The following is a 14,622-nucleotide window of genomic DNA, read 5'->3' as shown; positions in this document are numbered from 1 at the left end:
CTTATCCGCGTCCTGCTTGGAATGATGGGTACTGTGTCATACCGCCGTCAGCAAAGAGCGTAATTCCTGTTACATAACTCGCCTCTGAAGAAGCTAGCCATGCAGCAACTGCTGCAATTTCTTCCGGCTCTCCGATGTATCCCATTGGAATCATGCTTTCTACATCTGCACGCTGCTCAGGATCAGCAAATTTCTCAGCGTTAATCGGTGTATTAATCGCTCCCGGTCCAATGTTATTTACACGAATACCTTTTGGAGCGTATTCTAATGCCAGTGTTTCAGTCATAAGCTTCATACCGCCTTTACTTGCTGCATAATGAACAAATAATGGCCAAGGAATTTTCTCGTGAACACTCGACATGTTAATAACTGTTCCCTTAATATCATTTTCAACAAAATATTTAATCGCTTCACGGCTACCTAAGAAAGCTCCCGTTAAGTTCGTATCAATTACTTTATTCCAATCGCTTAAAGACATTTCATGAGATGAAACCGGATTTTCTAGTCCTGCGTTATTAATCATAACGTCTAACTTTCCAAATTCTTTAATTGCAGATTGAACTAAATTGATTACATCAGACTCAACTGTTACGTCACCTTTAACGGCAATAGCCTCTCCGCCAACTTTTTTAATTTCTTCTAAAACGCTGTTAGCTTCGTCTTCCTTAGAACGATAATTCACAACTACTTTAGCTTTTTCTGTCGCAAAACGAATCGCCATTGATTTTCCCAAACCTGTAGATGAACCTGTTATGACCACTACTTTTCCTTCTAAATCTTTATACATTGTTAATACCCTCCTAGTTAGCTTTTGGCGAGCCCTAACATGACTCCTGCTATGATGATCAGTATAATTCCAATAATAATCCCAATCAGCTGACGCTTCGTTTTCTTCTCACCTAAAATAATGATCCCGCCTAATGTTGAAATGACGATTCCCATTTGGGAAAGCGAAAAGCTTGTCGCTACGCCTACTTTAGGTTGTGAGATGAATAAAAACATATTACCAGCGGCCCAAATAAGACCTGGGATAATGTTGCGAATTGCATATTTATTAAATGGCTTATGCTTAAACGTCAGCAATACTCCTCCAATAACCATACCAATTGCTTGAGGTAATAAAGCCGACCATCCGTCTACATTAAATAGACGGGCTACTACAACATAAACTAAATAACCAACGGTTGAAATTAATAAAATAACAATTCCTTTTTTGAAGTTTCCTTTTCCTTCTTCAGCCTCTTTCTCTTCTTTGCTTTGAAGTGATGCTAAAACAATCCCTACAATAATAAAGATAAGAGCGAGCACACCAAGAATGATTGAAGTTTTTGTAGACCACTCGTGAAACACAATTACTCCAAATAATGAAGTGGAAACTAACTGAAGCCCCGTTGAAATAGGCATCGTTTTAGAAACTCCAATTAAATCAATACTTTTCAGCTGATTACTTTGTCCAACTGCCCAAAATAACCCGGATACAACTCCAACACCAAAGATTAAAGGTGTAAGCGTAGGGTGTACAAAAATATAAATACCGATGGAGAAAATCAAAGCTCCCAATGTGGTTCCAAGCGTTTGACTATAAGGTCCTCCGCCTAATTTCACATTGAAAAGCACAATGCTTCCCCAAAATATGGCTGGTAAGACGGCTAAAAATATGTCCATGTTTCAAAACCTTCCTGTGCTAAAATTAAATGTCAAAGTGCATATTCCCCAATTTTTCCGCCATTAATCCTTTTTCAGGGACATTTTATGAATTAATGACCGCACGAAATATTCTTTGGATAGCGAAAACTGTATACCTTAATTTGTTCTAGGAGAGAAAAAGATATACTTTCTAACGCAAAAAAACAGCTTTTCCAAATAAAAGCTGTTCTGTATGATTTAATTTATTTTTAACATATAGCGATTAATAGGTCTCCCCACTCTGCCGTATTCAACTGATAATTTCAGCTCGTTTTCCTGTTCTAAAAACTCTAAATACCTTCTTGCTGTAACACGCGCAATTCCTACGCCGTCCGCCACTTCTTCAGCAGAAATCGGATGATTTTGTTCGGCAAGATATTGTTGTATCCTCCTTAACGTAACCGCATTTAGCCCTTTTGGAAGCAAATCGGGTTTTTCTTCGAATTGTTGAAACAGCATAGAATCTAATTCAGACTGAGTAATATGTTCTTTTTTACTTATTTTAACTTGAAAAGAACGATACTGTTCAAGCGCTTGCTTCATTCGCTCAAACTTGAACGGCTTCATAATATAATCCACCGCGCCGTATTGAAGAACTTTCCGTACCGTTTCAATATCACTTGCAGCCGTAACTGCTATCACGTCTGTTTTATAGCCATTTGCTCGAATTTGCTGTAAGGTGGTTAAGCCATCTTGACTAGGCATATACATATCAATGATTGTTAAATCAGGCTGATGCTGTTTAATGAGCTGTATACCCTCTAAACCATTCGAAGCTGCCCCGATAACGATGAACCCTTCAACTTGTTCAATAAATTGGCGGTTCACTTCTTGTACCATAGGATCATCTTCTATGAGAAGCACTGTCCATTCTTTTTTATTCATTTCCCACTCCCCCTATAAAAAGAATGTAATGATAAAAGTGGTTCCAACATCTAATTCTGACTCTACTTCGATCTGACCGTTTCCTTTTTCAACAATTTGTTTTACTAAATGCAAACCAATTCCTCTATTTTCCTTTGCTTTAGTTGAAAAACCTTCATCAAAGATTCTCTCTATTTGATTCTTATTCATGCCGCATCCGTTATCTTCAACTAATATAGAAAGAATGCCGTCACTTTGTTCCATACTTATATAGATCTTCCGTTCACGACGCTCCATATGCTGATACGAATCAAAAGCATTCTCAATTAAGTTACCAATAATAATTACAAAATCATGATGATCTAAGTAAGGAGGAAATGAGTGAAGCTCGCTGTGGCGATCGATAGCTAACTCAATTCCAAGTTCTTTGGCACGGCTGACTTTGCTTAACAGCAATCCCGATATACTTTCATCTTTAATATGTTTATGAAGAAATTGGGTGAGCTCTTCTTGCTGTTCAGACACTTGAAAAACGTACTGAAGAGCCTTGTCTTTATTTCCAAGTTGGATAAGCCCTGCAATGGTATGAAGTTTATTCATGTATTCATGGTTTTGAACTCTAAGAGCGCTTACAAATGATTTAACCCCTGTTAACTCTTCAGCTAATTTTTTAACTTCTGTTCTGTCTTGAAAAATAGCGACCGCACCGACTGTGTGATTATTAACCTTAATCGGCACACGATTGCTTAAAATATTTAAATTGCGAACTTGAAGCTCTCGATTATAAACAGGCTGATTAAGCTGCAGAATTTCTGGCAGTCTTGTATCTGGAATCACATCATAGATCTTTTTCCCAATTACCTCATCAGGTACATCCATCATAATTTTCGCTTTATGATTAAAAATAGTGATGTTCTCCTCTTTATCAATGGCAATGACTCCTTCATGCATGGCATTAAAAGTCTCCGTTCGTTCTACAAACAAACGAGCAATTTCATGAGGCTCAAGCTCAAACATCTCTTTTTTAATACGAGATGCAAGCGCCCACGCTCCCCATCCTCCAAAAAAAAGAGCGAGACCTGAGATGAGAAAAATTTCTTTTTTCAAACTTAAAATAACCTCTGTAAATTTCGGAAGAAGGTAGCCTGAGACAACGACTCCTACTTGTTCATGCTGATCGTTTACAACGGGAACAAAAGAACGAATGACCATCCCGCCTTCTCCTTTTGCTTTATCAGTATAAGTATGTTCTGCAAACGCCTGGCCCTCGTCCTCTCCTTTAGAAATTTTCCCAATCATGCTTTGCAAAGGATGAGACAAACGTTCGTGATTCATATTCATCACCACTACATAATAAGCACCGTGAATAATGCGAATCGGCTCTACAATTTGATTAATGTTCTTGCTATCTTTTTCAATTTTTTCTCGAATTTCAGGCATTTCAGCAACTGTTCTCGAAGTGATCAAAGCCCTTTGCTCTAAATCATTTTCTTTTGACTGCACAAAATTATTAATCACGACAATACTTGCTAAAAACAACGAAAAGACCACGATAAAAAAGATTAACCCCGTCATTTTCGTTTGCATCGATAAGCGCATCATAGCGGAACACCTACTGCTGATTGAAGTTTATTTTAATTTTACCACGTTGAGAAATTGCGTGTTAGAATATTTGTAGAGAAAAATTATTGAATCGCGGGGTTGGACATTTTGAAGATGTTTATAGGGGCAAGTATCATTGTTAGCGTTTTCTTGATGATCTATGTTTTTTTGCAGTATACGGTTATAAATCAGGATAATGTGTATCATGACGATGAGCAAAAAGGATTAAATAAGCAAATTGTGATTAATTTTAGCCACGTTGTAGCTGAGAACACTCCAAAAGGCTTAGCCGCTCAAAAATTCGCTGAAATCGTTAATCAAAAATCGGATGGTAAAGTTAAAATTGAAGTATATTCAAACGGTGTGTTGTATTCAGACGACGAAGAACTTGCCGCTCTGCGCCGAAACGATGTACAAATGATTGCGCCTTCTATTTCAAAGCTAACCGACCTTTCCCCTACGTGGCAACTTTTTGATCTCCCCTTCATTTTCGATGATTACAGCGAGGCAAAACAAGTGTTTACCGGGAAAATCGGACAGGATTTGTTGAGTACGCTGCAAGAGAAAAACATTAAAGGGCTTGCTTTATGGAGCAACGGCTTTAAACAAATGACCAGCAATACAAAACCTTTGCTCCATCCAGCAGATTTTCAAGGTCAAACATTTCGCATTATGCCAAGTGAAGTAATCAAAAAACAATTCGAACTTCTTGGCGCTAAGCCTCAGGCTGTCTCGTTTAATAAAGTATATCAATCCCTTGAACGACAGGAATTTGATGGACAGGAAAATACGATTTCTAATATTTATTCAAAACGTTTGTACGAGCTGCAAAAATATATGACCATCAGCAACCATGGATACTTGGGCTATGCTGTTTTAATGGATCAAAAATATTGGGACAGCCTCCCTGAAGATGTAAAACAACTATTAAGTGATGCCATGGTAGAAACAACGAACTGGATTTGGACTCAATCAAAAATGATGAACGATGAACAGCTGCAGCAAATAAAAAATAAATCTGGCATGCGCGTTTATTACTTAAATGATACACAGAAAGCCGAATGGAAAAAGCAGTTTAACTCTCTTTATCAATCGTTTGAAGCCAATGCAACAAAACAAACGCTTGATATCATTCAGCAAATAAAAAATATCGAAAGCAAAAAGTGATGACTATATGTTCATCACTTTTTTTGACCAAAATGACCAAAAAGAACATTATCACCAGAAATATAAATAGTTAAAATTATCAGTTAATATAAGGATAAGAATAATGTAAGCGTTAACAAAAAAATTCTCGAAAGGAGCATTACATATGAAATTAAGTTTTAAAAACCTAACTGTTCAAGTTGTCATTGGTATCCTTCTTGGTATTGCAATTGGCTTTATGTTTCCTGAATTTGGAGCTAAATTAAAAGTATTGGCTGATATCTTCATTAAATTAATTAAGATGGTGATTGCCCCAATTATTTTCTTAACAGTGGTCATCGGTATCGGAAGCATGGGAGATTTAAAGAAAGTGGGACGAATTGGAGGTAAAGCTCTTTTATACTTTGAGATTGTCACTACTTTTGCCTTAGCAATTGGAATTATCGTTGTAAACTTTATCAAGCCTGGGGCTGGCTTTAATATCAATGGCGCAAGCGGAGCTGATGTTACTCAATATACGCAGCAAGCAGCTGAAGCGGAGCATGGCTTTATGGAGTTTATCATGGGAATTATTCCAGACAGCGTATTTGGCGCAATGGCAAATGGTGAATTATTGCCAATCTTATTCTTTGCCGTACTATTTGGAATGGCTACAGCTACACTCGGCGAAAAAGCGGCTCCTGTCATTACATTCTTTGAACGCTGTACAGATATTTTCTTTGGCATTGTTAATATGATTATGAAACTTTCACCTATTGCGGCGTTCGGAGCGATGGCTTATACGATCGGTAACTTTGGAATAGGCTCTCTTCAAAAACTCGGTTTCTTAATGGGATCTGTTTACATTACTATGTTCTTATTTATTGTATTTGTACTTGGAACCATTGCTAAGATTTATGGATTTAATATTTTTAAATTCATTGCTTTTATTAAAGAAGAAATTCTACTTGTATTAGGTACGTCTTCTTCGGAATCTGCACTGCCAAAAATGATGGACAAAATGGAGAAGTACGGATGTTCAAAATCTGTAGTAGGACTTGTCATTCCAACTGGTTACTCATTTAACCTAGATGGAACAGCAATCTACTTATCCATGGCTGCTATCTTTATCGCTCAAGCGTATGGAGTCGACCTGTCGTTAATGCAAGAGATTACGCTACTTGGTATTTTAATGCTAACGTCTAAAGGAGCGGCCGGAGTCACTGGCTCTGGATTTATTACACTAGCAGCTACGCTTGCTGCATTCCCAATGATTCCAGTTGAAGGAATCGCGCTGTTAATCGGGGTAGACCGCTTCATGTCGGAAGCTCGTGCCATTACAAACTTAATTGGAAATGGTGTAGCAACTGTAGTTGTATCGAAAATGGAAAATGAATTTCATCCTCCTGTAGAGACGATACAAGACGTTAATTCCGCACCTCCATTAGCTAAATAATAAAAAAGAAGTTGAGACATAGCCAAATGAATCCAATCTAAAGACGAATAAATGGGATACATGAGCTGAACCGCTTATGACACCGCAGTTGATTTCCGTACAAGACTTCGCTTTCCGCGGGCGGCCGATGAGCCTCCTCGTCGCGTACGCTCCTGCGGGGTCTCATCTGTTCCGCTTTTCCCGCAGGAGTCTTCGCCTTGTCCTCCAATCAACTGCTAGAAGGATCTAAACAAATGAAGCCTACGTTCACCACAACAAAAAAACGAACCACCAATCAAAATTGATTAGTGGTTCGTTTTTCATTTCATCTTAAATACTTTTGTCCCAGCCTCTTTTTTAGGATTAATGCGTTTCTTTTTTAGAACGTCCGCTAAGTTTCCCAACAACAACAACTAAAATAGCTAACAAAATAGGAACAATTGTATGCAAATGCGGATTTAACCCTTCTAATACATGTCCTACCGCTTTGTCTTTAAAGATCATTTCACCAGCAGTATAGCCAAGAAGCGCTGCTCCGGCAATGATGATAATCGGGAATTTTTCCATGATTTTCATTAAAAGCTGACTTCCCCAAATGATTAACGGAATGCTGATAACAAGACCAAGGATAATGAGTAGAATACTGCCGTTGGCCGCACCCGCAACCGCTACTACGTTATCTAAACTCATAACAAGATCCGCTATAATAATTGTTTTAATAGCACCTGCTAGAGTTGAATTCGCTTTAATATCTCCGTCATCTTCCCCTTTTAAAAGACTAATCGCAATCCATAGAAGCAGCAGGCCTCCGATGAAATTTAAAAATGGGATTGTTAATAAATATACAGCGACAAACGTTAGCCCTACACGTAATACAACCGCTCCTAATGTACCGAAAACAACCGCTTTGTTTCGATGCTCGTCCGGAAGATTCCGACAAGCTAAAGCAATCACGACTGCGTTATCGCCACTTAGTACAATGTTAATGAGTAAAATTTCTAAAAGATTTAAAATAAAACTCTGATCCATACAAAAACTCCTTGATTGATTTTTATTAGTCTATTTCTCTATCTCTTATTTCATTACTAGAAATAGAGAACTAAAACTCTATCAATATAACCCGTTCTTACCCTTTAATGAAAAGAAGTAGTTATTTCACTAACAGTATTTTATCACTAAAAAGAAATTTGAAATAGGTATTTGTAAAGGAAAAGTCAGTTCATTACAATAAATCAAACCTTATTCTTTATCTTTCATCTGTTTTTCACCATCATTCTCTACTATTAGTAGCAGGAGAGCATTTATAAAAAATAGAGTAATTTTTATAAATAATACAAGCCTCCAATGCTTCTTCATTATTTTGTAGTTTTTCGTCAACTGCGATATAAGAAGGGAGAAAACAGGTATGATTTTAAAAGCATTAAAAACGAATAAATTACTAACTATTAACTATCAAAACAACGGTTTTGTTCAAACGGTCAAAGGTTATATTCAAAACTTAAACTTGCTCGAACAAACTCTTCTATTAAAAGATGAAAATCAGCATGTGCGATCACTGCGACTATCAAGTATTAAAAACATTTATTAATTGAAAAAAGATCCGAACAATGAATCGTTCGGATCTTTTTTCAATTAAATAAAATATTTCTGTCATAGTCTCTTTTTATTTAACTCACTGTATAGCGTGCGATTACTTCTTTAATTGATTCATATACAATTTCAACCATTGTTTTTAATTCTTCGTCCGTCATTGAAAGAATAGGCATCATCGTAATTACAGGACCTAGCTCTCTGATAATTAAACCTTTTTGGCGAGCCGCTAAAATAATATCTCCCATCACTTTTTTATCTTCAAAAATAGACTTTGTTTGGCGGTCTTTGACAACCTCGATTCCTGCCATTAATCCTCTTTGTCTAATGTCTCCCACGTTAGGCAGTTCATAAAGCTTTAATAGATAACGTTTAAAAACTTTCGACCTTTCTTTTACACTACGGATTAACTCTCTTTCTTCTATCAGTTCAATATTTCTAAGCGCTACTGTACAGGCCAATTGATTTCCCGTATACGTATGTCCATGAAAGAACGTTTTATTTTCATCTGGATGAGCTAAAAAAGCATTAAATATCTGTTCGCTTGTTAACGTAGCAGCAAGCGGCATATATCCTCCTGTGATCCCTTTTCCTACACACATAATGTCTGGTACTACGTCTTCTTGTTCACATGCAAACATCGTTCCTGTTCGCCCGAATCCGACAGCTACTTCATCACAAATGAGCAATACCCCGTACGCTTTGCACAGACGCTCTACTTGTTTTAAAAAACCGGGAGGATGAGTAATAATACCCGCTGCTCCTTGCACAAGCGGTTCAATAATCAAGCCGGCTACTTCTTCTCCGTTGTTCTGCAAGAGCTTCTCCAGCTGGTGAATACAGTAAGCTGAAGCTTGCTCTTCGGTTTCGAACCCGTCCATACGGTAGATGTAAGGAGAAGGTGTGGGAATGCGTTCAAACAGTAAAGGCTTAAAGATGCGATGAAATAAATCCATGCCTCCTACACTGACTGCCCCGATTGTATCTCCGTGATATGCCTCATTCAATGAGATAAATTTACTTTTGTTTTTGTACTTTGCAGAGTCGAGATTTTGCCAATATTGATAGGCAATTTTCAACGCAATTTCAACAGCGGCAGAGCCTGTATCAGAATAGAATACTTTCGATAAGCTGCCAGGAGTAATTTCCGCTAGCTTTTTAGCTAACAAAATGGATGGAACGTTTGCCGATCCAAGCAGTGTAGAATGCGCTAATTTCTCCACTTGTATATGTAAAGCTGTATTTAATTCCGGATCATTATGTCCATGCACGTTCACCCATAGAGAAGCGTATCCATCTAAATATTTGTTTCCCGCTACGTCATACAAATAGCTTCCCTCTCCTCTTTCAATGATAAGGGGATTCGATTCACGGTAAGCTTTCATTTGTGTAAAGGGATGCCATACATATTCTTTATCCCATTTTTCCAGCTCAGCTTTTTGATACGACACAGTCAAACACCTCCTGAATATGTTGAATCACACTTTTTTGCCTCACCAATTTCTCAATATATGCTTCTAACTCTTCATCGATATGAGTAAATACAGGTACAGTCATTAAAGAAGAGACTTGAAGCAGCTTTTCAATCGTTCGAACATTGTCTTTATGAATGATACTGCTGTGATTAAAACGATTAAAAATGAGTCCGTTGATTTTAAGATGATGCTCACTTGCATATGAAAAGGTAGAAAGCGCATCGTGAATAGCTCCTAATTCCGTTGTTCCAACAGCAATAACCGGCATTTGTGCATCTAGGATCAAATCTTTTGTCATATAAAACGTTGTTTCCTCTTCAATTAAAGGTACGGCAAGTCCTCCCGCTCCTTCCACGAGTACTACGTCAAATGCCTTTTTTAATTCATTAATGCGCTTTAAGACGATTGAAGGCTCTACTTGCCTATTGCTCAGTTTAATAGCCAAGTGAGGAGACGTCTCTGGCTTTAACTGATAAATACCTGTATTTGCTACTCCGAGCCTTGTTTCAAACCAGTGAATATCTGGATAACCTCCGATTTCATCTTGGTAGCCGGTTTGAAACGGTTTGCAAATTGTCGTTTTTATTCCTAGACGGCTAAGTACTTTATACAAAATGCTTGTCACCAGCGTTTTACCAATATCTGTTCCAGTTCCCGTAATAAAATACGCTTTGCCCACTTTCTTTCCTCCTCTTTTTTCTATGTCTTCATTACCCCGCTTTAGCCCGCTTTGATGATAAACGGCTAAATTGAGGCTTCATTCGGTGAATCAGCACTGAACATAAAATGCACAATAAAAGATCTCCAGGCATTGGCAAAACAGCTCCAAAAAGAAGTGTATCACTCAGTGAAAGTGGCTTTTCAATTATCCATTTCATTGCTCCGTAAAGCCAAACGCACCCGAATACGTACACAATAACCAATGTAGATAAGTTGGCTAAAAAGATAGAAAAAGGTTTCTTTAAGTCATATTTTTGAATAAGGTAGCCGTTCATAAATGACCCTGCAGCATAGCCAATTAAATAGCCAAACGTTGGTTTGAAGATATACCCTAAACCTCCTCCTTCTGCAAAAACCGGAACACCGATTAACCCAATACCTATGTAGCATAGCTGACTATACAAACCTAAACGCGGTCCTAACAGCGCCCCGGCTAAATAGACAGGAACAATTTGAAGAGTAAACGGTATGTAGGGAATAGGAATTTTTATAAATGCACCAATCGCCGTTAAAGCAGCAAATAAAGAAACATACGCCATTGTTCTCGTTTTCATGTTCACCCTCCTTTCTCTGTTCGCTGCTTTAAGTTTGCAATAATCTCTTTTTATTTGTCAACTTAATTTTAATTTAAGTTTACAAATAAAATATAAAAAAAGACGCAAAAACCTGGGCTTTTGCGTCTTTTTGATTTTTATAAAATTACCTTTTTGTCGTCTTTAAGCTGCACTTCTTGACGACTGATAGATAAATCAACTTTCTTTTTTACACGTGCATGATAATAAGCATAAAACAGCAGCGCTAGTGGAATACCGACATACAGTGCCATTCGCTGCTCTGCATCAAATGCCATGCTTCCAAGTACAATCGTATTTAATACTAATGCGATTAAAGGTAATACCGGGTAAAGAGGGACTTTGAATTTTAAATCCTCGATTTGCCCTCCTTGATTTATATATCTTTTTCTAAATGCAAGCAGTGATGCAGCGATTGTAATCCAGCCAATTTGTGCACCTAAACCCGCTGCAGAAATAAGCCATACAAATACTGTTTCTTGAGCAAAGAATCCTGAAAGCAAAGATAAAAGTGCAATGCCTAATGTTAAAAGCAAGGCGTTCATCGGCACACCGCGTTTATTTACTTTCATGAAAGCTGAACTTGCCATGTTATCTTTTGACAATGAATACAGCATACGCGTTGCTGCATAAAGACCTGAGTTAGCTACAGATAACAGTGCCGTTAGGATAACAAAGTTCATAATGTCCGCTGCGTATGGGATACCAATTTGGTCAAATACAACAACAAATGGACTTTCAACTACGCCTGCTTTTTCAAGCGGAATCATCCCCGCTAAGACAGCTACAGCTAGTACAAAAAATACAAGCGTTCTCCATACCGTTTGTTTAATGGCTCTTGGTACAGTCTTGTCTGGGTTTTCACTTTCCCCAGCAGCTACACCGATAAGCTCCGTACCTTGAAATGAGAAGTTAACTGTAATCATCGTAATCAGCACGGCACTAATTCCGTGAGGGAACACGCCGTGAGCCGTATAGTTAGAGAAAAGCGGCGCGCTGTCTCCATTGCTTAATGGAAGAAAACCAAACATAGCAGCTCCACCAAGTACGATAAATAAAATAATAGCTAACACTTTAATGCTGGCGAACCAAAACTCCGCTTCACCAAACGCTTTAGCTGACAGTGCATTTAATGAAAATAATAAAAGCGCAAATATAGCACACCAGATCCATACAGGAGAATCAGGAAACCATCTTTGCATAAGCTGACCTGCTGACAAAAATTCTAATGCAACCGTTACAGCCCAGCCCAACCAATATAACCATCCAAAAGCAAAACCAACGCCAGGGCCAATAAATTTTGTTGTATATGTCTGAAACGAACCAGAAACTGGCATTGCTACTGCAAGTTCCCCTAAGCAAAGCATTGTTAAGTACATAATGAAGCCACCTACGATAAACGAAAGGATAGCTCCAATCGCCCCTGCTTGGCTAATCGTGTATCCTGTTCCTAAAAAGAAACCTGTACCGATAACCCCGCCGAGCGAAATCATAAACAAATGTCTGCTTTTCATCGTCTTTTTTAATTCATTTGTTTGCTGTTGTCCTTCTATCATATTAACGACATTTCCTTTCAACCTATTTATTACGAGATATTACCTAGAAAAAAATTAATAAACCTTTGTTTTCTATGCATATTTACTTACATATTTATGCGGTGTTCTCAATTTAAATGAAACAGCCTTTTGTAATCTTAACATAATGCTCACTAGATTTAAAATGTTTTTCTGCAAAAGTAAAATGAATTTTTCTTGAATAGTGTGATTTCCTTTTACTGTTGATATTCATAAGCGTTTTTCTTCAAATGAATAGATGATACAACAAGAAAAAAGCTGTGCTTTCGAAGACGAAAGCACAGCTTTTTCACTTTTTACCAAACAAACAATCCAACAATCATAGCACTTAATAAAGAAACAGCGATACCGCTCACAAGCAGTTTCCATACGTTTTTTCCAATAATCGTTGATTTACCTTCTGATAACGTAGAATTATACGTACCATAAATCATACCCACCGTACTGAAGTTAGCAAAAGATGTTAAGAATGTTGTAGCAACTGCAATCGTATGCGGTGGAAGTGTATCTAGATTTTTCTTCAAATCCATCATCGCCACGAATTCATTTGTTGCTAGCTTGATACCCATCAGCTGAGCTACGTACATGGCATCATGTCCCGTTAGCCCTAGTAAGAATGCAAATGGACTAAAGATGTAAGAGAAAATCTTTTGTACAGTCAAGCCGTCTACAATAACGCCTAAAATACCGTTAAGCGCAGATGTAAGAGCTACATATCCAATAACCATCGCTAAAATAACAATTACCATGTTCATTCCGACTAACATACTGTTTGAAATGGTAGAGAAAAAGTCTTTTTTCTCTGACTTTGGCGGTACGTAAATCATATCTTCTTCTTTTGTAACATGAACTGGATTCAATAAGCTCACTAAAATAAGCGCGTTTAAACAGTTTAGTGGAATTGCGGTAAACACGTACGTAGCGGGAACCATCGTTAAATAAGCACCGATAATAGATCCGCTAATACTGCTCATACTCATAATTCCAAACGTAAGCAAACGGTTGTCCTTTAACACAGAAAGCTGATTACGAATAACGGCTAATGCTTCCGTATTTCCTAAGAACATCATTTGGATAGCGAAAAAGCTTTCTAATTTAGGCAAGCGAGAAACTTTCGAAATGACCCAGCCTACTTTATCAATAATCCACGTTAAAATACCAAAGTAAGATAAAATATCAAAGAAAGTCACGACAAAGATGATAGGCAGTAATGCACTGAAGAAAAAGTCAACCGTTTGATTTCCCATTACGGATGGAAACGCAAAGGCAATTCCATCGTTGGCACAGGAAATCAGCCAAGTAAAGAACGAAGCAATCTTATTAATGATCCATGTTCCGATTGAAGTTCCTAACATAAACCAAGTAATGAGAACTTCAACGACTAATAGTGAAGCAATCGGACGCCACTTTATTTCTTTCTTTTTAGGAGAACATAAGAAGACGACGCCCATTACTACAAAAACGCCTAATAAATTTAATAAAAAGTACATGCAAGCCACTCCCAGGTGTGTATTTGAAAAACAAAAAAAGCTCTTACTTTTCATAAATTCTGACAATAACAGAAAGTATGAAAAGTAAGAGCTTTGAAAGAAGGCTGTATCTATGATAATACGCCCTTCTTTTTGCTGCTTATATCCAAACTTTCTTGTAGTCTAGTTTTTTACGGTTACTAGGTAGAGACTATCAGACCATATTACTGATAATATACAAGATCGTAATCTTAGCTGTATTCAATTGATATGAACAAATTCTACCCTTTATTTTTTCAATAATCAACACTTTAAAAGTTTTTCGGAATAATAAAATTGGTATGAAAATTCTATTTATTTATCACTTCTTTTGAACTACTCATCGGAAAATCACACAAAAAAAGTGAATTTAATCATTCTTTTAACTCAATTATTTTCCTGTTTTTGAAATAAAGAAATTAATTCTTTGATGAGTATGTTTAAATCTCTACTTCGCTTTTCATTTAACTC

Annotated in this window: 14 protein-coding genes and 1 riboswitch; of the genes, 3 read left to right on the top strand and 11 right to left on the bottom strand. The window is 37.3% G+C overall.

All coding sequences use genetic code 11. The annotated features are described in order from the left end of the window. Position 1: 1 nt before the first annotated feature. The 4 genes from gdh to NST66_RS02745 form a co-directional block, all read right to left on the bottom strand. Entirely contained in the window at positions 2 to 787 is a 786-nt protein-coding gene (gene gdh, locus NST66_RS02760) for a glucose 1-dehydrogenase (RefSeq protein WP_033578120.1), read from the bottom strand. Positions 788 to 804: 17 nt separating this feature from the next. Next, a complete protein-coding gene (locus NST66_RS02755) occupies positions 805 to 1,665 on the bottom strand; it encodes a RhaT/GlcU family sugar-proton symporter (RefSeq protein WP_028412111.1) in 861 nt (286 codons plus the stop codon). A gap of 219 nt (positions 1,666 to 1,884) precedes the next feature. Continuing rightward, positions 1,885 to 2,571 carry a response regulator gene (locus NST66_RS02750; protein ID WP_340843048.1) on the bottom strand — a complete coding sequence of 229 codons (687 nt, stop codon included), beginning with the start codon at positions 2,569 to 2,571 and terminating at the stop codon, positions 1,885 to 1,887. A 12-nt stretch (positions 2,572 to 2,583) separates the two neighbouring features. Continuing rightward, positions 2,584 to 4,152 carry an ATP-binding protein gene (locus tag NST66_RS02745; protein ID WP_034269535.1) on the bottom strand — a complete coding sequence of 523 codons (1,569 nt, stop codon included), beginning with the start codon at positions 4,150 to 4,152 and terminating at the stop codon, positions 2,584 to 2,586. 108 nt (positions 4,153 to 4,260) lie between these two features. Between NST66_RS02745 and NST66_RS02740 the strand changes: the two genes are divergently transcribed. Both NST66_RS02740 and NST66_RS02735 read left to right on the top strand, forming a co-directional pair. Continuing rightward, entirely contained in the window at positions 4,261 to 5,319 is a 1,059-nt protein-coding gene (locus NST66_RS02740) for a DctP family TRAP transporter solute-binding subunit (RefSeq protein WP_033578117.1), read from the top strand. A gap of 145 nt (positions 5,320 to 5,464) precedes the next feature. Then, positions 5,465 to 6,733, top strand: a complete 1,269-nt coding sequence (locus NST66_RS02735; RefSeq protein WP_013055541.1) for a dicarboxylate/amino acid:cation symporter — start codon at positions 5,465 to 5,467, stop codon at positions 6,731 to 6,733. Between the two features lie 74 nt (positions 6,734 to 6,807). Here the strand turns inward: NST66_RS02735 and NST66_RS02730 are convergent, their stop codons facing one another. Both NST66_RS02730 and NST66_RS02725 read right to left on the bottom strand, forming a co-directional pair. Beyond that, entirely contained in the window at positions 6,808 to 6,945 is a 138-nt protein-coding gene (locus NST66_RS02730; RefSeq protein ID WP_165802478.1) for a hypothetical protein, read from the bottom strand. Between the two features lie 130 nt (positions 6,946 to 7,075). Continuing rightward, on the bottom strand, positions 7,076 to 7,741 hold the full coding sequence (locus tag NST66_RS02725; protein WP_028412106.1) for a TerC family protein: 666 nt from the start codon (positions 7,739 to 7,741) through the stop codon (positions 7,076 to 7,078). 376 nt (positions 7,742 to 8,117) lie between these two features. Here NST66_RS02725 and NST66_RS02720 point away from each other — a divergent pair, with 376 nt between their 5' ends. Beyond that, positions 8,118 to 8,300, top strand: a complete 183-nt coding sequence (locus NST66_RS02720; protein ID WP_013081858.1) for a YolD-like family protein — start codon at positions 8,118 to 8,120, stop codon at positions 8,298 to 8,300. A 79-nt stretch (positions 8,301 to 8,379) separates the two neighbouring features. Here the strand turns inward: NST66_RS02720 and bioA are convergent, their stop codons facing one another. From bioA to NST66_RS02695, 5 genes are all read right to left on the bottom strand, one after another. Then, the gene (gene bioA, locus NST66_RS02715; protein WP_028412105.1) at positions 8,380 to 9,753 is read right to left on the bottom strand and encodes an adenosylmethionine--8-amino-7-oxononanoate transaminase; all 1,374 of its coding nucleotides are present in this window, start codon (positions 9,751 to 9,753) and stop codon (positions 8,380 to 8,382) included. Continuing rightward, positions 9,734 to 10,456 (bottom strand): dethiobiotin synthase, encoded by a 723-nt coding sequence (bioD, locus tag NST66_RS02710; RefSeq protein WP_033578116.1) that lies wholly within the window; start codon positions 10,454 to 10,456, stop codon positions 9,734 to 9,736. Before bioD ends, bioA begins: the two co-directional genes overlap by 20 nt. Before the next feature lie 31 nt (positions 10,457 to 10,487). Then, positions 10,488 to 11,051, bottom strand: coding sequence for a biotin transporter BioY (locus tag NST66_RS02705; protein ID WP_033578115.1), 564 nt, complete (start codon positions 11,049 to 11,051; stop codon positions 10,488 to 10,490). Between the two features lie 137 nt (positions 11,052 to 11,188). Continuing rightward, positions 11,189 to 12,625: an amino acid permease gene (locus NST66_RS02700; protein ID WP_013055535.1), complete on the bottom strand. Its 1,437-nt coding sequence runs from the start codon at positions 12,623 to 12,625 to the stop codon at positions 11,189 to 11,191. 314 nt (positions 12,626 to 12,939) lie between these two features. Then, complete coding sequence (locus NST66_RS02695) at positions 12,940 to 14,133, bottom strand: NupC/NupG family nucleoside CNT transporter (RefSeq protein WP_028412102.1); 1,194 nt, start codon at positions 14,131 to 14,133, stop codon at positions 12,940 to 12,942. Positions 14,134 to 14,271: 138 nt separating this feature from the next. Beyond that, a riboswitch (purine riboswitch) is annotated at positions 14,272 to 14,373 on the bottom strand. Positions 14,374 to 14,622: the final 249 nt, after the last annotated feature.

The organism is Priestia sp. FSL W8-0524 (genome assembly GCF_038005965.1).
Taxonomy (GTDB): Bacteria; Bacillota; Bacilli; order Bacillales; family Bacillaceae_H; genus Priestia; species Priestia zanthoxyli.
The sequence above is the reverse complement of the archived record's forward strand: the minus strand, read 5'-3'. Positions and strand labels throughout refer to the sequence as shown.

What these genes read in the sequence shown, in the direction of transcription:
- gdh (WP_033578120.1), bottom strand. Translation starts at nt 787, where the DNA reads ATGTATAAAGATTTAGAAGGAAAAGTAGTGGTCATAACAGGTTCATCT.
- NST66_RS02755 (WP_028412111.1), bottom strand. Translation starts at nt 1,665, where the DNA reads ATGGACATATTTTTAGCCGTCTTACCAGCCATATTTTGGGGAAGCATT.
- NST66_RS02750 (WP_340843048.1), bottom strand. Translation starts at nt 2,571, where the DNA reads ATGAATAAAAAAGAATGGACAGTGCTTCTCATAGAAGATGATCCTATG.
- NST66_RS02745 (WP_034269535.1), bottom strand. Translation starts at nt 4,152, where the DNA reads ATGATGCGCTTATCGATGCAAACGAAAATGACGGGGTTAATCTTTTTT.
- NST66_RS02735 (WP_013055541.1), top strand. Translation starts at nt 5,465, where the DNA reads ATGAAATTAAGTTTTAAAAACCTAACTGTTCAAGTTGTCATTGGTATC.
- NST66_RS02725 (WP_028412106.1), bottom strand. Translation starts at nt 7,741, where the DNA reads ATGGATCAGAGTTTTATTTTAAATCTTTTAGAAATTTTACTCATTAAC.
- NST66_RS02720 (WP_013081858.1), top strand. Translation starts at nt 8,118, where the DNA reads ATGATTTTAAAAGCATTAAAAACGAATAAATTACTAACTATTAACTAT.
- NST66_RS02705 (WP_033578115.1), bottom strand. Translation starts at nt 11,051, where the DNA reads ATGAAAACGAGAACAATGGCGTATGTTTCTTTATTTGCTGCTTTAACG.
- NST66_RS02700 (WP_013055535.1), bottom strand. Translation starts at nt 12,625, where the DNA reads ATGATAGAAGGACAACAGCAAACAAATGAATTAAAAAAGACGATGAAA.
- NST66_RS02695 (WP_028412102.1), bottom strand. Translation starts at nt 14,133, where the DNA reads ATGTACTTTTTATTAAATTTATTAGGCGTTTTTGTAGTAATGGGCGTC.